Consider the following 21969-nt stretch of genomic DNA (forward strand, 5'->3'; position numbering starts at 1 on the left):
ATAATAGTCCCTCCTTAATTAGTTTTGACATCTTCTATTGTCCACTCTAATTTTCCTTTATATTCATTTGCAGTTGGGACTTTATTAGCTTTCATTTTTAATCCATCTTGTTTAGTATTATCTTGATTATTTTGTTGCCAAAAATTCTCTGATATTTTATATTCATCCTTAACTGTGTCATCTTTACTATCAAAAACAGTTACTGGAACATTAAGCCTTAATATATTATTTACATTTTTATAGGTAAAGCTTAAAGAATCAGTTAGCGTGTCGCTTGGTGTACTTTCACCTGGTTTGGTGTAATTCATTTCTTCTATTAAAGTTGCTGTCACTCGCCAATTACTTTTGATACCTCTTGTGTCTTCAACAACAAGTGGTATTACCGGATTTTCGGTCGATTTCATATCAACAGCTTGCACTTTATTAAAATCAGTTAATTTTACTTTACCAAAATCAAATTTTTCTGGAGCAGAAATTAAACTCAATACTCCAAACACAGTCCCTCCAGGATTATCAACGTTAGCATTGTTCTTTATTTCAATATTATTCGACGTATCATCATTAATATTCTCTAATCTTGGTGATTTGCCTATAATACTAGCTGTATTATTAATAACTTTTCCAACACCATCACGATTAACGATAGCTTTTATCGTTAATTTAATAGTATCTTGAGGTTGTAAGTCCTGAGCGGAATATGTCAATTTTCCTTGCTTATTTTTGGTCTGCTTTTCTTCCTCAGAATATTCAGTATATGTTAACGTATCTGTCGGTTGTTCAATATCATTTTTAGTAACCGTTACTTTAGATAAATCAAAAGTTAGTCCCATTGGAATTTCATCCTCTATAACAGTATTCAATAATACTTTGTCACTATTTTCTGGTTCTATATTTTGGGCTGTTATCGTATAAGTTAAGGTACTTCCAACTTGCGTTACTTGTTTATCTTTAGATACATTCTCTGGTGTATCAGATTCAACATCCTTTGTGATATTTGGTGTTCTTGGAATAATATCTTTAACTGTTACTATCAGTGCTGGTTTAAACACAGCATCTCGGTATGACGTTTCTTTATCTGGGTTAATATTCCCATTTTCATTATTTGTAGCTGGCACTTTCGGGTCTAACGGCACTGTGACTTTCCCCTCTACTATTGAATCAGGAGCCTTTCCAGATTTATCCTCCACATAAAACACTAATTTATCATTAAGTTCTAGGTAGCTATCTAGTTGATAACTCCATGATCCATCAGCTTCAACAGTAGCAATTTTCTGTTTTTCTTTACCATTTATTGACATATAAACAGAAGCGCCCGGTTCACCATTTTGGCCTTTAATCTGCCTATCTGAATTAGTTACTATATTGTTACTCTTTAGCTCAGCAGGATTTGGTGGTGTAACATCTATAACTCTTGTTTTCCTTAAAACACCTTCACGATATGTCCCTCCATTATTTCCGTTAACTCGAGAAGGCGTTGCACTCATTATCTCACCTGCTTTTTGAAATCCAGCTACTTTATGATCATTTTTTCTAAAATAAACATAATTATCTGATTCTGATACTCCTATATGCTCATTACCCAAAGTATCAGTAAATTTCACTTGCGCTTTTCTTATTTCATCAGCGTAGACAGGTTTTGTTTTTGCATCTCCGTATTCATCAAACGGGTCACTACCTCCGATTGGTATATCACCTAAAAACACCTTAGCTTTCTGTGTATAATCGGCATCAGTAACTGGATTCCACTCAACCTGAGGCACTGTGTTCATTCCAGATATTCTGCTGAAATCATCTATTTTATAAACTGTTTTTAATTCATCACTAGTTGTTGTAAAGTTTCCTTTTGTATCAACTTGAAATAAGCCTACCTCTGATACATCATAATCTGGGGAATGATTCAAATCTGTGTTGTTTTTCCATAAAGATATATCAGAATTTGAAACCTTAAAAATATGTCCTTCATTTTGATTTGATGCTGCCGTACCATTTGCGCCTACAAACCGATTTTTATTTGTATTTGTAATATCAAATGCTTCCAAACTCTCCAAAGATACAACGGCGTCTGGCACACTCCTATCATAAGCAACTACTCCATACCTATTGTTACCATAGACATATAGTTCCGAATCTTCCAACATAGTAAAGTTTACTTTTTTCATTTGACTAGTAGAAGGAGTTGGACGAGTCGACTGTGTATTGCTCATCAATATAGTTGCGCTTCCCGCTCTAGATAGAAGATTCACCTTAGACCCTTTTTTTCCTAAAAAAGTTGAGTTGTTATGATTAAACGCAACAGCAGTTCCTGGTACATTCACATTAAATGTAGCATACTCACCTACATTAATATTGTTGAAATGTTCATACACTCCAGGGAAAGATTCTCCATTTCCAGTGTTATGTAGATAAACAAAAGAATTGTCACCGATATCGAAATTTTCAGTCATAGTTAAGTTTTCTTCACCCGGAGAGCCATTGTAATTCTCACGTGAATTTAGAAACCATATTGTTGAATAATTATAATGAGCTATTTCGCCAATATAATACGTGAAAGGGTCATATGTTATTCCTCCAGTATAGAAATTTTCAGCAGCTGAAATAACTTTGTTATAACCCCAAATACTAATATGTCCACCATTAGCGTTTATTAAACGTCCGTTTATTTTCTGATTTCTTTGTCCATCACCATTAGTAGGTGTAATAAGATTACCTATACGATATTGCCATATCCCCCGTTGGGTATTACGAACTCCATCGCCTTCTAAACCTCTTCCGCCATTTAAATAAGCCCATCTTGTAGCTGCTTGGGTAGGATCGTTTGCATCATCCTGAACAGGTTTTATATCATGCATATGAAAAACTGGAACAGATGAAAACTTTTTTGTAAAACTCTCTATATTTGGAAGTGAGTCAACATTAATTGTGCCTCGATTCAGATGTAATTCATGACCTTGACCATCAAGCTCCATAGATTCCTGTCTGTCTAATCGTTCTGCGCTATTCGCTTTAATATCATTATTTAAAATAATTTTAGAAACATTATTATCTTGAAAGGCATTCTTAAACTCATTCCATGTTGAAACTGTTTTAACATTCGTTTCGGGTTTAAAATTATACTTAGCATTCCAATCGTCATTTTGTTGTTTGTTGAGTTCGGAATACGTCTTCTGATAATTGTCATTTGTTGTTTTACCTGTTAATTTATATTTTTCTACATATGGCGTATTTAGCTCTTCAGCATATGATATATTTGCTGTAATAAGCATTCCTATAAATATTAAAATTAAATATAAAATATTTTTTTTCATCCTTATCCCCCCATAAAAACTGTACTTATATACATATTGCTTTGGTATAAAATATTAAATGATTTTTTACTTATATTTATTTAAGAAACATATTTATGAACTGTCCCAATTGACACATCACATTTTTCAGCAATCTGACGTAAATTCAATTGTTTGTTTTTTCTGAGGAATTTAATCATATCAATTGTCCCTTGATCGACTGTAGGGCGTCCTAATTGTTTTCCATTTTCTCTAAGTCTCATTAATTGTTGTTTAATCTTTTTGCTAGTAACTTCTTTATTGACCATATCTAATAATTTTAAAACTGTTTGAAAAGAATAAGTCTGCTTCGTATTAATTTTTTCTTTAATACTAATCAGTTCAGCTTTTTTTTGTATGATGGAACTAATAATGTCGTGAAACTCACTACTTGATTTTCCAAATACTAAAAGACTTGATACCACTAATGTATCTCCTTGAGAAAGACGATTCATTAGTATAAATAATTCTTTATCTAATGTTAAATCACTATTTTCTATAAATAACTCATCACATCCATATTCCATGATATTCTTAACTTGTGATAGAGTTTCATCAGGATAATCCTTACGAACATAACCAAATTTTGTCATTTTAGATAACAGTCCCATCCTTTAACATTTTTTTATAATTACAAATAAATCCTTGACATATTACTTACTATAGTTATCGATATCTAGTAACTTATAAAATCATAATTTACTAATGCAGTTACATTAAAAACGTCTACACTAAATAATTAAACTCTAAAAATAATATCTTACAACCCAATACTAATTTCTTGGTATACTGAATACTAAGAAACTAATTTGTTTAACTATTTAAATTATACATAATGTATATTTAAAAAACAAGTATTTTAATAATTTTTTCATTTTTTTATTTATTTGAAGACATATATTACTTTTTAAGTAAAATAATAAAGCAGTTTTAGTCATATTTATTAATCGTCATTTAAGCCGTCAATTATAAAGGAGAAAACAGATGTCAAGAAAAGGAGAAAATATTTATAAACGAAAAGATGGTCGCTGGGAAGGTCGCTATAAAAAGGGACGAAAATCAAATGGGCAGTTGAAATATGGTTATGTATACGGTAAAAGTTATAAAGAAGTAAAATCAAAACTGTATTCTTACTGTTCATACTACGAAGATATTATTCACTCTAAAGGAGATTGTGCAATGGTTTATGAGGAGTGGTCAATGAAGTGGTTAAGGAAAAAAAGGCTTCAACTTAAGTTATCTACTTATAGTTCATATAGTTATAAACTAACACGATATGTGTTTCCTTTATTAGGGGATATCCCATTAAATCAGCTAACATCAGAAAATATTCAAAAGTCAATTAACCAATGGCTAGAGGAAGGATTACAACCATCAACTATTCGTGTATTGTACTATATTTTGAAAAAATCACTAATCGATGCTTGTGAACAAGGCTTGCTGTTACAAATTCCATGTCGCGGTATTATACTACCAAGAATTCCTAAAAAGTCACCACAATCTTTGTCGAGGAAGGAACAAGAACAATTAGAAATAGTAGCTAAAGCTAGCCCGTTATATCAAGGTCTACCAGTGTTGTTAGCACTAGATGCTGGCCTTCGAATTGGAGAAGTTTCCGCTTTACGTTGGAAAGACATTGATTTAGATAAGAAAATGATTTATGTGAGACAAACAGTTCAACGAATTCAACGAAAAAATGGAGGTGCAAAGACCGTTATAATAGTTGACTCCCCTAAAACTGATCAAGCTATTAGAGCTATTCCAATGAGTTTTACACTTTACAAATATTTAAAAAGATGGAAAAAAAATCTACTAGTTCATATGTTTGTTCAAACCATATGGGTCCGTCTGAACCACGCTTGATTACATATTACTTTTCTTGTCTAAAGAAAAAGGCCCAAATTACTCAGACTCATTTTCATAGTTTAAGACATACCTTTGCGACCAGATGTATTGAATCCAGTCCAGATGTTGCTTCTGTTAGCAGACTCTTAGGACACTCTTCTTCAAAGACAACATTAGATGTGTATACCGATTCTTTTTTAGAAGGTCGTCAACGTGTTATTATTCAGATGGAAAAAAATAAAAAAGCTAATTAAAAGAGTTTGTTTATTTCTAAATTGTAATTTAAAAATTTTTTTTAATAAAGTGACAATGTTTAGTTGTTATTTTAAAATGGAAGCGCTATCTTTTTTATGAGGTTTCTATTTACATGATTGTATTTATATCGATTGAAGTTAAAAATATTCCACTAATATAAAATAGTAAATATTTATTAGCCGTCACAATCGTCAAACGAATCAATAAACATTAATAAATAAAACAATAATCTTCTTATCTTAGTATTCAGTATACCAGGAAATAAAGTTCCTCTTATTCGCACAATCATACCAAGTTCTTTTTAATTTTATGAACTATAAATTTAGAAACTAAAAAGGGCTGGTGAATCGAATTTTGAGGCTGTACACTAAATCGTGTTGATAGATTAAATTCTATCAATGCGATTTTTTATTAATGACTTTAGTCAGTTGAGCACGAAATCGTGCGAAACAGAAAAACCACGCGTATTGCGCGTGGAAGAAATAGCTTTAGCGTTAAGAAACTCCTTTCGATATACTAAAAAGTGGCTATCAACCGCAATAAGAGTATCGAAAGGAGTTTCTTTATGTCTAATGACGATAAAAGTTTAGCACACACAAGGTGGAATTGTAAGTATCATTTAGTATTTACCCCCAAATATAGAAGGAAAGTAATTTATGGGGAGTTAAGGAAAGATATAGGAAAAATATTGAGAAAGTTATGCGAGATGAAAGATGTAGAAATAATAGAGGCACACGCAATGCCAGATCATATTCATATGCTAGTAAAAATACCTCCAAAACAATCGGTGTCAGGTTTTATGGGATTTCTTAAAGGAAGAAGTGCTGTCTTAATTCATGAGCAACACGGAAATTTGAAATATAAATATGGAAATAAAAGTTTTTGGTCTAAAGGATATTATGTGAGTACTGTGGGATTGAATCAGAAGACAATCCAAAAATATATTCGAGAACAAGAGTCTGATGATAGAGTAAGAGATAGTATAAGTAAACGTGAATACATGGATCCATTTAAAAAATAGAAAGTTTCTCGAATTGCGGTTGGCGGTCTTTTAAAAGGCTCTCTTTAGAGAGTATGTAGGTAATGAGCCCTTCTAGGGCTATTAAAAAGCCACCCGTTTTCACGGGTGGATATTTACTTTAGGCATAGAAAAAGGGGCATTCTTATTGGTAAAATTAAGTCGACTATAACTAACATTACAAAGGAGAATACCCCTATGGATAATAATACAAGAAAACTACTCAATTTAACAGATGATTCTCTTATTTTTAATGATGATTGGTTGTCTCGCGAAGCGAGAAACAACCGCTCAGTTAACATGATTACAGGAAGATTAGTGAATAAAGATAAGCAATGCCAGAAATGTGGATGTTATCAATCCGTTAAAAATGGAACGTATCAAACCATTAGTCAATTGCCTGAAGTTGAACGTCGCCCAACTTATCTGAAACTTCACAGAGAGCGTTACCTTTGTAGAAACTGTGGATCAACTTTCAGTGCTTCTACTTCTCTAGTAGATGACTATTGTCAAATTTCTAAACAGCTTAAATACCAAATTGCTTTTGACTTAAAAGGTAATCGATCACGTAAAGAAATCGCAGAATGCCACAGTGTCTCTGAAAATACTGTTAAACGTGTGTTAGTATCATTTACCAATAATCAGCAACCGAATTTTAACTTCTTGCCCACGGCTCTTTGTGTAGATGAGTTTAGCTCTACTTCTGATTGTCATGCTGGAATGAGCTTTATTTGTGCTGATGCGACATCTAAAAAATAATCGATATCTTACCTGATAAAAGATTACATAAGTTGGTTTCTTACTTTATGAAGTATTTCAGAAAATCACGTTTAAAAGTAAGATTTTTGGTCATGGACATGAATGCAAGTTACGGTCAACTATTAAAAACAGTCTTTCCAAACGCCGAAATTGTCACAGATCGATTTCATATCATTCAACATATTAACCGCTCTTTCAACACCTTAAGAATAAAAGAAATGAATCAATTAAAACGCCACAATCAAGAGGAAGGAAAGCAGTATCGAAGATTAAAGGGTTATTGGAAACTCCTTTTAAAGGACAGTTCTGAATTAAACTATAAACACTTTTATTATCGTCCTTTATTCAAGAGAAATATGTCATCTACCGAATTGGTAGATGAGTGAGTTTCTTATAGTTCTCTATTAAACAAAGCGTATCATTTTATCCAAGAATTGAAGTATGCTTATAGAACCAATGATTATGTCTTATTTTTAGAGTTATATTCAAAGATACCTGTTGAATTACCAAAGTATTTTAAAGATAAATTCAAGATATTTGGTAAGTTCTCCCAAGGAGTCATGAATGCCTTTAAATACTCCTATTCAAATGGTTTCTTAGAAGGCATTAACAATAAAATTAAAGTGATTAAACGTGTGGCCTATGGCTATCGAAACTTTCTACTATTCAAACGACGTATCTTTTTGATTCAAAATCAAGTTTTTCAGGTTAAATAAAAAAGCGAGAGAAATTTCGGCTCTATAATTTAAAAGACTGATGAATCAAAATTCGATTCATCAGCCCTTTTTAGTTTATTTTATTTAAAAACATGTCGTCTATCTAGTAAAATTTAAGTACCAAACAAAAACATTAGGTAGAAAGGACGACATGTCATGAACAATCATATCAAAAAAATGCTAAGAATAACAGATAATCATTTGAATTTAACTAGTACAGAAGAAGCTAACATTAATGGAAGAAACACTTTAATTATTAAAGGGACTTATTCCCCTATACCTTCGGCTTGTAAAAATTGCCGCTCAGCCGTTGTTGATAGTGATGGAAAAACAAATGTTGTGAGAAATGGGAAAAAAGAAGTCACTATTCGTCTATTACCTTATCAAAACCTACCTACCATTTTAAAGCTAAAGAAACAACGTTTCCATTGTAAAAATTGTAACCACAATTGGACTGCTGAATGCTCAATCGTTGAAAAAAATTGTCATATTAGTAAGTTTATTACTTTGCAAATCTTAGAACTTTTAACTGAAAAAATATCTATGACGTTAATCGCTAAATTATGCTAAGTCTCCTTAACGACTGTTTTAAGGGTTCTTAAATCTGTTGAAACTCAATTCCCTCACCAACTTAAACTCCTGCAGGTTCCTGAAGTTTTAATGGTAGATGAATTTAGATTGCATGCTACTAGTGAAGATAAAATGAGCTTTATATATGCCGATGGAAAAACAGGAGAATTAGTAGATATACTACCTAGTCGGACATTAAACAAACTCACTGTTTATTTTAATCGTACGCCCTTATAGGAACGACAGAAAGTAAAATTTCTAGTCACTGATATGAACGCTTCCTATTTTCAATTGACTAAAAGAGTCTTTCCAACTGCTAATATCATCATCGATCGATTCCATGTTATAAAGCATTTAAATACTGCTTTTAATGAATTTAGGGCACGGGAAATGAAAGTATTGATTCGCCAAAAGAAAAAATCAGAGGCTAATAAACTGAAATCAAATTGGAAATTTCTTTTAAAAAATCAACTTAATATTTCTATTTCTGAATTCAAAACTTGGAGAAGTTTTTCTTCTCCTAAGTATCCTCTTTTAACGGAATCAATGATGATTGATTGGCTACTATCATGCTCTTCAAATCTAAAAGAGGCTTATGATACTTTCCAACTACTAACGTATCATTTTAGGAATAAAGACGGTCAATCATTTTTTGACCTGTAAAAAAACTTACCTAATAACTTAGATAAGCTATTTAAAGACAAATTAGAGAACTTATTTGCCTATGAAACAGGTATTCGTAATGCCCTTCTTTATGATTTTTCCAATGAAAACATTGAAGCCAAGAATACTCCTATAAAAACACTTAAAAAAGTGTCATACGGATTCAAAACATTTCACAATATGAGAATAAGAATTTTCTTGATAAACGGCCTTATAAAAATAAAATAACTAAAAAAGATGATAAATGTGAGATTACTCTCACAATCATCATCTTACAAATTTAACTCATCAGTCCAATTTGACAAAGAGCCGGAATTTCTTCCCTCACTCCAATTAATTTTATTTCATTTTTGAGACTTTTTTATCAATATTATTGTCCATCAACACGATTTGACATAGAGCCAAAGTTTAATGTCATATTATGAAAATGACGTTTTAATTTTCATAAATATTGATATATAATCTATATTTTAATGCTTGTTAATATATAAAATAACAATTCTATTCCCACTCAACAGTTGCAGGTGGTTTACTTGTAATATCATACACGATACGGTTAACGTGATCGACTTCATTTACGATACGAACTGAGATTTTTTGTAATAAGTCCCAATCAATACGAGCAAAGTCAGCAGTCATACCATCAATTGATGTAATGGCACGGATACCGATAGTGTAGTCATACGTACGACCGTCTCCCATAACCCCAACAGAACGGATGCCTGGTAAAACAGTAAAGTATTGCCAAATGTCACGATCTAAACCAGCATTTGCGATTTCTTCGCGTAAGATAGCGTCACTTTCGCGCACGATTTCTAATTTTTCTTCAGTAATTTCACCTAAAACGCGGATTCCTAATCCAGGACCTGGGAATGGTTGACGCCATACGATTGAGTCTGGCATGCCAAGTTCAGTCCCTAACGCACGAACTTCGTCTTTAAATAATGTGTTTAATGGTTCAATTAATTTGAACGCCATATCTTCAGGAAGTCCACCAACGTTATGATGTGATTTGATCACTTCAGCTGTATCAGTTCCACTTTCGATAACATCTGTATAAAGTGTTCCTTGAGCTAAGAATTCAATCCCATCAAGTTTTGCTGCTTCATCATCAAATAAGTAGATAAATTCATTACCAATGATTTTACGTTTTTGTTCAGGATCAGAAACACCTTTTAATTTATCTAAGAAGCGATCTTTTGCATCCACTTTAATGATGTTTAAGCCGAATTTTCCACCTAAACTTTCCATTACTTGGTCTGCTTCACCTTTACGTAATAAACCATGGTCAACAAAGATACAAGTTAATTGATCCCCAATGGCGCGTTGTAATAATACCCCAACAACACTTGAGTCAACCCCACCTGATAAAGCAAGTAAGACTTTTTTGTCTCCAACTTGTTCGCGGATTTTAGCGATTTCGATATCGATAAAGCTATCCATTGACCAATCACCTTTACATCCACAGATGTCAAAAGCAAACTGACGTAGCATATCATTACCATTGATTGAATGACGAACTTCTGGATGGAATTGAACAGCATACATTTTTTTCGCATGATTTTCCATAGCAGAGATTGGACAGTTTTCACTTGTTGCTGTAACGGTGAATCCTTCCGGCACTTCAGTAACTAAGTCACCATGGCTCATCCAAACTTGTTGTTCTTCCGGTAGAGAATCAAATAAAGTTGATTCGTTTGTTAGAGATAATACAGCTTTACCATATTCGCGGCTATCAGCTTCAGAAACAACGCCACCTAATTTGTGTGTCATTAGTTGCATACCGTAACAAATACCTAAAATAGGAATGCCTAATTCAAATATTTCTGGGTCAATATTAAAACTTCCATCATCATACACACTGTTTGGTCCACCAGAGAAAATAATTCCTTTAGGAGCAATTTCTTTGATTTCTTCAGCAGTAATTTTGTGGCTCAATAATTCTGAGAATACACCCAATTCACGAATACGTCGTGTGATTAACTGGTTGTACTGGCTACCAAAATCTAACACTATAATCTTTTCCATATCTTTAAGTTCAGATACTTTCGTCACTTACTTCACCTTTTCTTTCTATATATTAATATTATTAAAACTTACGTAAATAAATTTCATCAATCTCGTGATTTTGTGCTTTGTGCAAGATAACATCTGCACGGCTACGAGTTGGCAAAATGAACTCATTGAGGTTTTTTAGATTGACATCTTTCCACACACGACGAGCCATCGCTAATGCTTCTTCACGCGGACCATTAGCATATTCATAATAATAATTAGTTTTATCATTTTTTGCAAGAACCAATAAATCTTCGAAGCGTTTTAAATACCAACTTTCAATCAGTTGTGGATCAGCATCGACATAGACTGAAAAGTCGAAGAAATCACTGATATAAATGTGTTGGTTAGCTGGAAGTTGTAGGACGTTAATCCCTTCAACTATCAAGATATCAGGTTGCGAAATTGTTTCAAATTCCCCGGGAATAATGTCATAAACTTCATGAGAATAGGTAGGGATTTTTAAATTATCTCCACCGTTTTTAACAGCATTTAAAAAAGATAATAATTTTTCCATATCATAACTTTCAGGGAATCCTTTTTTATTTAAAATACCTCGTTTGGTTAATTCATCAGTAGAATATAAAAAACCATCCGTTGTGATGAGTTGGACATGACGTCGTTTAAAAATACGAGAGAGCATCATTTGTAGTAAACGAGCTGTCGTGCTTTTTCCAACGGCCACACTACCAGCAACCCCAATGATAAATGGAGAAGGAGGTAAAAACTTCTGCATGAATAACCCCTTACTTAGGTGTAGTGATTCATATTCCTTCATATATATATTGATTAAATGAGTCAGTGGAATATAAATGTCCTGTACGTCTTGTAAGGAAATAGTATCGTTGTAACTTTTAATTTGTTGCAGTTCTTCATCCGTTAATGGTGCAGTACCATTACGATAAAAACCTTGCCACTCATCACGAGTTAAATGATAGAAATTTGTTTTTTCATCCATGAGTCGATTCCTCTACTTATCATCTTCAATCAGATTAGGTAATTGTTGAGAGATATATTGACCTAATTCTTTATTAAATGATAGTTCTCTTAGTCTATTTTCTCGTCGCTTATTGTATCCTTTATGAATCATTTTTTCTTCAATAGATTCAGGTATAATCGCAGGAACGCTTGTAAATGTCTCATCCACTTTTACAACAACAAATGTCATAAAACAGGTTGCAGCTAAATAATGTTGTCCTGTGTTTAAGTCTTCACCAGTTACTTTGACAAAAACTTCCATTGATTTTTTACCAGTACCTGAAACATATGCTTCAACCGTTACAGCATCATTTTCATAGATAGGATGTAAAAAATCTAAACTATCAGTTGATGCTGTCATTGTTGGAATACGGCAGTGGCGAGAAACAGCAATAGAAGCTGTGTCATCAATTAAAGACATTAGTTTTCCTCCAAATAAGGCACCGAATGAGTTAAGATCATTAGGAAATACGCGATGAGTTTGAATAGCGTAAGATTCCTTGCATTTTTTTTCATTTGGTAGTGATACAAACACGTTAAAAACTCCTTTTTTCGTGGTATGATATTATAAAGTCTAACTGATTATATCATAGATAAACGCTGAGATAATGAAATGAGGTTTGAAAGATGAAAAAAATAATATTATTTGGTGATAGTATTACTGCAGGTTATAAAAATGGTGAAATTGACATTATTTTAAATACAAAAATCGAACAGTTGTTAAATAAAAAAGTTACGATTATAAATGCGGGAATCCCTGGTGATACCTCTAAGGGTGCGATTAGTCGTTATCAAGATCATGTCGTGTCTTATGAGCCAGATATTGTGACGATTTTCTTTGGGGCAAATGATGCTGAAAAACTTTCAGGTATTTCATTATTACAATATGAAGAGAATTTAACTTACTTAGTGGAACAGATTGGGGCAAAAAAGGTCGTGCTGATTGGCCCACCTTATGCTCATCAAATGATGTATCGCAATGAACGCCCACTAGTTGATTTGATGCAATACAATAATGCGGCCCAACGAGTTGCTAAATTATTTAACATAAGCTACATTGATTTATTGGGAGAAATGATTGCCTCTGAAGCCCCAACACGTTATTTACAATCTGATGGTCTACATTTTTCAGAAGATGGGTATAATTTATTAGCAAAATTAATAGTAGATACAATTAAAGAAAGAGTGTGAAAAATGACAGCACATTATTATACAAACAAACCTGAAACAGCTCATGACAGAAAAACATGGACGTATCCATTATTAGGAAAAACATATCAGTTTATTACCGATAGTAATGTTTTCTCAAGAGATACAGTTGATTTTGGGTCACGCGTTTTAATAGAAGCTTTTTCAGAAGATGATTTGCCAGAGGGAGACATATTAGATGTTGGATGTGGTTATGGTCCTATTGGTTTATCTTTAGCCGATTCAACTAAACGTCATGTCCATATGGTTGATGTAAACGAGCGTGCGATGGAATTAGCAAGAGAAAACGCTGGATTAAATGGTATAAGAAATATTGAAGTGTATGAATCAAGTGTTTATGATTCAGTGACAAAAAAAGATTTTGCAGCTGTTGTAAGTAATCCACCAATACGTGCAGGAAAAAAAATTGTGCATGGAATCATAGAAGGCGCGAAAGAACATTTACAATCAAATGGGACGTTAACGATTGTTATTCAAAAAAAACAAGGGGCACCGAGCGCGAAGAAAAAAATGGAAGAAGTCTTTGGACAAGTTGAGGTGGTAACAAGTTCAAAAGGATACTCCATTTTTAAAAGTTATAAAATATAACGTTAAATCCGAACGATTTGATATATGAACAGCTATTCAAAAAAGATTTAACGAACATATTGCGTATAGATAGGAAAAAAGTGGGATAAAAAGATCAGTAAAAATCATTATAATGAAATAGCGGTTCCGTTTAGAGATGGTTTATTATGAGACTTATATTATGATTATGTATATAAGTCAGAACACGTGTTTAACACACTGTTTTAGTATGAGTAAGGGCATATGAACAACAGGTTCCAATATAATGAAAACAAAATAACATTTAGTTGTTTATCTAATGACTTATCTAGGGGAATAAGATTAGATAAACAGGGAACGCCAGTCCTGATTAATTAACTCATGTGAGTATTTTTTGTAGGGGAAAAATACTTTGCGGGTTAGTTTGTTATGATGGATTGTTTTATGGGGGAGAGGCTAGAAGAAATTCTAGCTTTTTTTTATTGAAAAATATTGACAAATAAGTTTTTTTACGCTAAAATGATTAGTTGCAGAAACCTTTATGTTTTGAATGTTGAAGGCGATGAAATATTGTCCATATGCCTTTCTTTATAGGAAACAAAAATAGAACGACCATATCAAGATATGTTCAACGTCTATTTTTGGTTTTTTTTTACTTTAAAACAGATAAGTAACGAAAATGTTATATGTTTTTAACATTTGTAACATAAGGTATTTTTGAAAAAACTCAGAGGGGTGACTAATTTGGTTGGACACGTAGTGAAATACGGAAAACACCGAGAAAGACGTAGCTATTCTAGGATTAGTGAAGTACTAGAATTGCCAAACTTAATTGAAATTCAAACTGATTCTTATAAGTGGTTTTTAGATGAAGGTTTGCGCGAAATGTTTGAGGACATTATGCCAATTACAGATTTTAGCGATAAATTATCATTAGAATTTGTCGATTATGAAATGAAAGAACCAAAGTATACAGTTGAGGAAGCTCGCGCACATGATGCTAACTACTCAGCTCCTATCCACGTAACATTACGATTGGATAATCAAGTGACAGGAGAAATTAAGTCACAAGAAGTGTTCTTTGGAGATTTCCCACTAATGACAGAGATGGGAACATTTATTATCAATGGTGCTGAGCGTGTAGTGGTATCACAGTTAGTAAGATCACCCGGAGTTTATTTCAATGAGAAGAAAGAAAAAAATGGACATGAGGGATTTGGAACAACTGTTATTCCTAACCGTGGCGCATGGTTAGAGCTTGAAACAGACGCGAAAAACCTTTCTTATGCTCGTATTGATAGAACAAGAAAAATTCCTTTAACAGTATTAGTTAGAGCATTAGGATTTGGTTCAGATACGACTATTACAGAAATCTTTGGTGAAAGCGAAAGTTTACAATTAACAATTGAAAAAGATATTCATAAAAATTCTAGCGATTCTCGTACGGAAGAAGCGTTAAAAGATGTTTATGAAAGACTTCGTCCAGGCGAGCCAAAGACTGCTGAAAGTTCAAGAAACTTATTGAACTCTCGTTTCTTTGACCCAAAACGTTACGACTTAGCAGCAGTTGGTCGTTACAAAGTAAATAAAAAATTAAGCCTTAAAACACGTTTGTTAAACCAAACGTTAGCTGAAACATTAGTTGATCCTGAAACAGGAGAAATCCTTGTAGAAAAAGGAACAGTTATCACGCATACAGTGATGGATGAATTAGAAAAACATTTAGATAATGGTTTAAACAACGAAACATACTATCCAAGTGAAGATGGTGTGGTTACTGAACCAATGACTGTTCAAATCATTAAAGTTGTGTCACCAAAAGATCCTGAACGTGTTGTAAATGTGATTGGTAACGGTCAACTTGATGCAGATGTACGCACAATTCGTTCTGCTGATATTGTGGCAACAATCAGTTACTTCTTAAACTTAATGGAAGATATTGGAAAAGTAGATGATATTGACCATTTAGGAAACCGTCGTATTCGTTCGGTTGGTGAATTATTACAAAATCAATTCCGTATTGGGTTATCTCGTATGGAACGTGTGGTTCGTGAAAGAATGTCTATCCAAGACACTGAGACATTAACTCCGCAACAATTGATTAATATTCGTCCGGTTGTGGCATCTATGAAAGAATTCTTTGGTTCTTCTCAGTTATCACAATTCATGGATCAAACTAATCCATTAGGTGAGTTGACGCATAAACGTCGTCTATCAGCCTTAGGACCTGGCGGTTTAACACGTGATCGTGCTGGATATGAAGTACGTGACGTACATTACTCGCATTATGGTCGTATGTGTCCGATTGAAACACCTGAGGGACCAAACATCGGGTTAATCAATAGTTTGTCAAGTTATGCGAAAGTAAATAAATATGGTTTCATCGAAACACCATATCGTCGTGTTGATCGTGAAACAAGACGTGTTACAGAACATATTGATTACTTAACAGCTGACGAGGAAGACCATTACATGGTAGCGCAAGCGAACTCTCCACTAAATGAAGATGGTACGTTTGCAGAAGACGTAGTTATGGCTCGTATTCAAAGTGAAAACTTAGAAGTGTCAGTTGATAAAGTTGACTACATGGACGTTTCACCTAAACAAGTAGTTGCGGTAGCGACAGCATGTATTCCTTTCTTGGAAAACGATGACTCTAACCGTGCGCTTATGGGAGCGAACATGCAACGTCAGGCAGTACCTTTGATTCAACCACGGTCTCCACTTGTAGGGACTGGTATGGAATACAAAGCTGCACATGACTCAGGGGCAGCACTTTTATGTAAACATGATGGTGTCGTTGAATACGTTGATGCACGTGAAGTACGTGTTCGTCGTAATGACGGTGCTTTAGATAAATATAATGTGATTAAATTCCATCGTTCAAATGCTGGTACAAGTTATAACCAACGCCCTATCGTTAGAAAAGGTGAAATCGTTGAAAAAGGCGATACATTAGCTGACGGTTCTTCTATGGAAGAAGGGGAAATGGCATTAGGACAAAACGTTTTAGTAGCATTCATGACTTGGGAAGGTTACAACTATGAAGATGCGATTATTATGAGTCGCCGATTAGTTAAAGATGATGTGTACACATCTATTCATATTGAAGAATACGAATCAGAAGCACGTGACACAAAATTAGGACCTGAAGAAATTACTCGTGAGTTACCAAACGTTGGGGAAGATGCACTTAAAAACTTAGACGAGATGGGTATTATCCGTATCGGTGCTGAAGTAAAAGATGGTGATTTACTTGTTGGTAAAGTCACTCCTAAAGGGGTAACAGAATTATCAGCAGAAGAACGCCTATTACATGCAATCTTCGGAGAAAAAGCGCGTGAAGTTCGTGACACATCTCTACGTGTTCCACATGGTGGAGGCGGTATTGTTCATGATGTTAAAATCTTTACTCGTGAAGGCGGAGATGAGTTATCTCCAGGTGTTAACATGTTAGTTCGTGTGTACATCGTTCAAAAACGTAAAATTCATGAAGGAGATAAAATGGCCGGTCGTCATGGTAATAAAGGGGTAGTATCTCGTATTATGCCAGAAGAAGATATGCCATTCTTACCAGATGGTACACCAGTTGATATCATGTTAAACCCATTAGGGGTACCTTCTCGTATGAACATTGGACAAGTATTAGAGTTGCATTTAGGTATGGCAGCTCGCTCATTAAACATCCATGTTGCAACACCAGTATTTGATGGGGCAAATGAAGAAGATGTATGGAGTACTGTTGAAGAAGCAGGACTTGCTCGTGACGCTAAGACTGTTCTTTATGACGGACGTACAGGTGAACCATTTGATAACCGTATTTCTGTAGGTGTAATGTACATGCTGAAACTTGCTCACATGGTTGATGATAAGTTACATGCTCGTTCTATTGGACCTTACTCACTAGTTACACAACAACCACTTGGTGGTAAAGCACAATTTGGTGGACAACGTTTTGGAGAGATGGAAGTTTGGGCTCTTGAAGCATACGGAGCTGCTTACACTTTACAAGAAATCTTGACTTATAAATCAGATGACGTTGTTGGTCGTGTGAAAACTTACGAATCTATCGTTAAAGGTGAACCAATTCAAAAACCAGGTGTTCCTGAATCATTCCGCGTACTTGTTAAAGAGTTACAAGCTTTAGGATTAGACATGCGAGTATTAGATGCAGACGATCAAGAGATTGAATTACGTGATATGGATGATGAGGACGATGATTTGATTACTGTTGATGCCTTAGCAAAATATGCTAAAGAGCAAGAAGAAAAAGCATTAGCAGAAAAATCGTTGAAAGATGCACAAGAAAACCAAGAATAATCCAGCTGAATTATTCTGACAGACAAAGAAACGGAGGGACATCTTTTGATCGATGTAAATAAATTTGAAAGTATGCAAATTGGACTAGCTTCTTCTGAAAAAATTAGAAGCTGGTCATATGGTGAAGTGAAAAAACCAGAGACAATAAACTACCGTACTTTAAAACCAGAACGTGATGGTCTTTTCTGTGAGCGTATTTTCGGTCCTACTAAGGACTGGGAATGTGCTTGTGGTAAATATAAACGTATCCGTTATAAGGGAATCGTTTGTGACCGCTGTGGGGTTGAGGTAACACGTTCTAAAGTTCGTCGTGAACGTATGGGTCATATCGAACTTGCAGCTCCAGTAACACATATTTGGTATTTTAAAGGAATTCCTAGTCGTATGGGTCTTGTATTAGATATGAGTCCTAGAGCATTAGAAGAAATCATTTATTTTGCTTCTTATGTGGTAACAGATCCAGGTGATACTAACTTAGAATTAAAACAACTTCTAACTGAACGTGAATACCGTGAAAAACGTCAGCAATATGGCCAAGCATTTAAAGCTGGTATGGGTGCTGAAGCAATCAAACGTTTATTAGAACAAGTTGATTTAGAAAAAGAAGTCGCTGAATTAAAAGAAGAATTGAAAAAAGCGTCTGGACAAAAAAGAACGCGTGCTATTCGTCGTTTAGATATCTTAGAAGCATTCCGTACATCAGGAAATGATCCTGACTGGATGGTAATGGACGTTGTACCAATTATCCCACCAGATTTACGTCCGATGGTTCAATTAGAAGGTGGACGTTTTGCAACAAGTGATTTGAACGACTTATACCGTCGTGTTATTAATCGTAATAACCGTTTGAAACGTTTATTAGACTTAAATGCACCAGGAATTATCGTTCAAAATGAAAAACGTATGCTTCAAGAAGCGGTAGATGCGTTAATTGATAATGGTCGTCGTGGCCGTCCAGTAACTGGACCCGGTAACCGTCCACTTAAATCGTTATCTCATATGTTGAAAGGGAAACAAGGTCGTTTCCGTCAAAACTTATTAGGTAAACGTGTTGACTACTCAGGCCGTTCAGTTATCGTTGTTGGACCTTTCTTAAAAATGTATCAATGTGGGTTGCCAAAAGAGATGGCAATTGAATTATTTAAACCATTTGTGATGCATGAATTAGTTAAGCGTGAAATTGCAAGCAACATTAAAAATGCAAAACGCCAAATCGAACGTCAAGAAGACGCTGTTTGGGATGTATTAGAAGATGTGATTAAAGAACATCCTGTATTACTTAACCGAGCACCTACTCTACATAGACTTGGTATCCAAGCGTTTGAGCCAGTTTTAGTTGAAGGACGCGCGATTCGTCTTCACCCATTAGTATGTGAGGCGTATAATGCCGATTTCGATGGGGACCAAATGGCGGTTCACGTTCCATTAAACGAAGAAGCTCAAGCTGAAGCACGCATGTTAATGCTTGCTGCTCAAAATATCCTTAATCCAAAAGATGGTAAACCAGTTGTTACACCATCTCAAGATATGGTCCTTGGTAACTACTACTTAACAATGGAAGAACCAGGACAAATTGGTGAAGGAATGATTTTCCGTGACTTAGACGAAGTTGTTTTAGCATGGAGAAACGGTTGTGTCCACTTACATACTCGTATTGGTTTACAAACAAGCTCAATGCCTGAGAAACCATTTACAGAGTGGCAACGTGAACGCATTTTAACAACAACTGTTGGTAAAGCAATCTTTAATGAGATTATGCCACCAGAATTCCCTTACTTAAATGAACCAACTGATTATAACTTGACAGTTCAAACACCTGATAAATACTTTGTTGAAGCCGGAGCAGATATTCCTGCATTTATCAAAGAACAACCAGAAATTGGACCATTCAAGAAGAAAAATCTTGGTAATATTATCGCTGAAGTCTTCAAACGTTTCAAAATTACTGAAACATCTAAAATGTTAGATAGAATGAAAGACTTAGGTTACAAACATTCTACTTATGCAGGTATGACTGTAGGGATTGCCGATATCGTTGTTTTACATGAAAAACAAGCAATGATTGAAGAAGCACATGATCAAGTAGAAAAAGTAACAAAACAATTCCGTCGTGGTTTAATAACAGATGACGAGCGTTATGAACGAGTTATTGGTATTTGGAATGCAACAAAAGATGCTATCCAAGAAAAACTGATGGAAAGTTTAGACGCACGTAACCCAATCTTCATGATGAGTGATTCTGGAGCTCGTGGTAACATCTCCAACTTTACTCAGTTAGCTGGTATGCGTGGACTTATGGCCGCTCCTAATGGTCGTATTATGGAGTTACCTATCGTATCTAACTTCCGTGAAGGGTTAACTGTCTTAGAAATGTTTATCTCGACTCACGGTGCTCGTAAAGGTATGACCGATACAGCCCTTAAGACAGCCGATTCAGGTTACTTAACTCGTCGTTTAGTTGACGTGGCCCAAGATGTTATCATTCGTGAAACTGACTGTGGAACTGACCGTGGTTTAGATATTTCAGTGATGAAAGAAGGAAATGAAATCATTGAAACTCTTGAAGAGCGTATGTTAGGTCGTTACACACGTAAATCAGTGATTCATCCTGAAACTAAAGAAGTGATTGTTGGTGCTAATGAAATCATTACAGAAGACATTGCAAGACAAATTGTTGATGCAGGGATTGAACAAATTACGATTCGTTCAGTCTTCACATGTAATACAAAACATGGTGTATGTAAACATTGTTACGGACGTAACTTGGCGACTGGTTCTGAAGTTGAAGTTGGAGAAGCAGTTGGTACAATTGCTGCCCAATCAATCGGTGAGCCTGGTACTCAGTTAACCATGCGTACATTCCATACGGGTGGGGTTGCCGGAGACGATATTACTCAAGGTTTACCTCGTATCCAAGAGATTTTTGAAGCACGTAATCCTAAAGGACAAGCTGTTATTTCTGAAGTAGCTGGTGAAGTCATCGAAATTACAGAAGATCAAGCAGATCGTACAAAAGAAGTAGTTGTAAAAGGAACAACAGATACAAGAACATATTCTGTGCCTTATACTTCTCGTATGAAAGTTGCTGAAGGTGATATTATTGACCGTGGTACTCCATTAACAGAAGGATCAATTGATCCAAAACAATTGTTAACTGTTAAAGATGTATTAGCTGTTGAAAATTATCTGCTTAAAGAAGTACAAAAAGTTTACCGTATGCAAGGGGTAGAAATTGGAGATAAACACGTTGAGGTTATGGTTCGTCAAATGTTACGTAAAGTAAGAGTTATGGATCCAGGTGATTCAGATATCTTACCAGGTACACTAGTTGATATTAGTGAATTTAAAGACCGTAACTACAACACACTTGTTTCTGGAGGAACACCTGCAACTGGTCGTCCAGTCTTGTTAGGTATTACTAAAGCTTCACTTGAAACAAACAGCTTCTTATCTGCTGCATCATTCCAGGAAACAACTCGTGTGTTGACAGATGCTGCGATTAGAGGTAAAAAAGACCACTTACTTGGATTGAAAGAAAATGTTATCATTGGTAAAATCATTCCAGCTGGTACTGGTATGGCGAAATACCGTAACATGGAACCAAAAGAAGTGGGTGTAGCAAGTGAAAATGTGTATAGTATCAGTGATATTGAAGCACAAATGGCTGCTGCAGAAGCGTTAAAAAATCAAGAATAAAATGTATTACTAGCAT

10 protein-coding genes and 3 pseudogenes are annotated in these 21969 nt (G+C 34.6%); 8 read left to right on the forward strand and 5 right to left on the reverse strand.

Annotated elements, in window-relative coordinates:
• Positions 1–14: 14 nt before the first annotated feature.
• Together BW731_RS07595 and BW731_RS07600 are read right to left on the reverse strand one after the other, a co-directional pair.
• Positions 15–3305 (reverse strand): pectate lyase-like adhesive domain-containing protein, encoded by a 3291-nt coding sequence (locus tag BW731_RS07595; RefSeq protein ID WP_079347053.1) that lies wholly within the window; start codon positions 3303–3305, stop codon positions 15–17.
• Between the two features lie 80 nt (positions 3306–3385).
• Complete coding sequence (locus BW731_RS07600) at positions 3386–3916, reverse strand: recombinase family protein (protein WP_158080179.1); 531 nt, start codon at positions 3914–3916, stop codon at positions 3386–3388.
• 586 nt (positions 3917–4502) lie between these two features.
• On the opposite strand from BW731_RS07600, the pseudogene BW731_RS07605 reads away from it, so the two are divergent.
• The 4 genes and pseudogenes from BW731_RS07605 to BW731_RS07620 all read left to right on the forward strand — a co-directional run bounded on the left by BW731_RS07605 (position 4503) and on the right by BW731_RS07620 (position 9377).
• Positions 4503–5422 (forward strand): annotated as a pseudogene (locus BW731_RS07605) (tyrosine-type recombinase/integrase).
• A gap of 566 nt (positions 5423–5988) precedes the next feature.
• Complete coding sequence (gene tnpA, locus BW731_RS07610; protein ID WP_079345029.1) at positions 5989–6444, forward strand: IS200/IS605 family transposase; 456 nt, start codon at positions 5989–5991, stop codon at positions 6442–6444.
• Between the two features lie 195 nt (positions 6445–6639).
• Positions 6640–7916, forward strand: a pseudogene (locus BW731_RS13015) (ISL3 family transposase).
• A 156-nt stretch (positions 7917–8072) separates the two neighbouring features.
• Positions 8073–9377 (forward strand): annotated as a pseudogene (locus BW731_RS07620) (ISL3 family transposase).
• A gap of 273 nt (positions 9378–9650) precedes the next feature.
• On the opposite strand, the gene guaA reads toward BW731_RS07620, so the two are convergent.
• The 3 genes from guaA to BW731_RS07635 all read right to left on the reverse strand — a co-directional run bounded on the left by guaA (position 9651) and on the right by BW731_RS07635 (position 12717).
• Complete coding sequence (gene guaA / locus BW731_RS07625; protein ID WP_071457884.1) at positions 9651–11177, reverse strand: glutamine-hydrolyzing GMP synthase; 1527 nt, start codon at positions 11175–11177, stop codon at positions 9651–9653.
• A gap of 61 nt (positions 11178–11238) precedes the next feature.
• Positions 11239–12162, reverse strand: coding sequence for a type I pantothenate kinase (gene coaA / locus BW731_RS07630; RefSeq protein ID WP_071457572.1), 924 nt, complete (start codon positions 12160–12162; stop codon positions 11239–11241).
• A 12-nt stretch (positions 12163–12174) separates the two neighbouring features.
• Positions 12175–12717 carry an acyl-CoA thioesterase gene (locus BW731_RS07635; RefSeq protein ID WP_079347057.1) on the reverse strand — a complete coding sequence of 181 codons (543 nt, stop codon included), beginning with the start codon at positions 12715–12717 and terminating at the stop codon, positions 12175–12177.
• Between the two features lie 92 nt (positions 12718–12809).
• On the opposite strand from BW731_RS07635, the gene BW731_RS07640 reads away from it, so the two are divergent.
• The 4 genes from BW731_RS07640 to rpoC all read left to right on the forward strand — a co-directional run bounded on the left by BW731_RS07640 (position 12810) and on the right by rpoC (position 21953).
• Positions 12810–13373 (forward strand): SGNH/GDSL hydrolase family protein, encoded by a 564-nt coding sequence (locus BW731_RS07640; RefSeq protein WP_079347058.1) that lies wholly within the window; start codon positions 12810–12812, stop codon positions 13371–13373.
• Positions 13374–13376: 3 nt separating this feature from the next.
• The gene (locus BW731_RS07645) at positions 13377–13979 is read left to right on the forward strand and encodes a class I SAM-dependent methyltransferase (RefSeq protein WP_079347060.1); all 603 of its coding nucleotides are present in this window, start codon (positions 13377–13379) and stop codon (positions 13977–13979) included.
• A 702-nt stretch (positions 13980–14681) separates the two neighbouring features.
• Positions 14682–18257 carry a DNA-directed RNA polymerase subunit beta gene (rpoB, locus tag BW731_RS07650; protein WP_079347062.1) on the forward strand — a complete coding sequence of 1192 codons (3576 nt, stop codon included), beginning with the start codon at positions 14682–14684 and terminating at the stop codon, positions 18255–18257.
• Between the two features lie 45 nt (positions 18258–18302).
• Entirely contained in the window at positions 18303–21953 is a 3651-nt protein-coding gene (rpoC, locus tag BW731_RS07655; RefSeq protein ID WP_079347064.1) for a DNA-directed RNA polymerase subunit beta', read from the forward strand.
• The last annotated feature ends 16 nt before the right edge of the window (positions 21954–21969 follow it).

Origin of the sequence: Vagococcus martis, from assembly GCF_002026305.1 — a bacterium.
GTDB classification, from domain to species: Bacteria; Bacillota; Bacilli; order Lactobacillales; family Vagococcaceae; genus Vagococcus; species Vagococcus martis.

What these genes read in the sequence shown, in the direction of transcription:
- BW731_RS07640 (WP_079347058.1), top strand. Translation starts at nt 12,810, where the DNA reads ATGAAAAAAATAATATTATTTGGTGATAGTATTACTGCAGGTTATAAA.
- BW731_RS07645 (WP_079347060.1), top strand. Translation starts at nt 13,377, where the DNA reads ATGACAGCACATTATTATACAAACAAACCTGAAACAGCTCATGACAGA.
- guaA (WP_071457884.1), bottom strand. Translation starts at nt 11,177, where the DNA reads ATGGAAAAGATTATAGTGTTAGATTTTGGTAGCCAGTACAACCAGTTA.
- BW731_RS07595 (WP_079347053.1), bottom strand. Translation starts at nt 3,305, where the DNA reads ATGAAAAAAAATATTTTATATTTAATTTTAATATTTATAGGAATGCTT.
- coaA (WP_071457572.1), bottom strand. Translation starts at nt 12,162, where the DNA reads ATGGATGAAAAAACAAATTTCTATCATTTAACTCGTGATGAGTGGCAA.
- BW731_RS07600 (WP_158080179.1), bottom strand. Translation starts at nt 3,916, where the DNA reads ATGACAAAATTTGGTTATGTTCGTAAGGATTATCCTGATGAAACTCTA.
- tnpA (WP_079345029.1), top strand. Translation starts at nt 5,989, where the DNA reads ATGTCTAATGACGATAAAAGTTTAGCACACACAAGGTGGAATTGTAAG.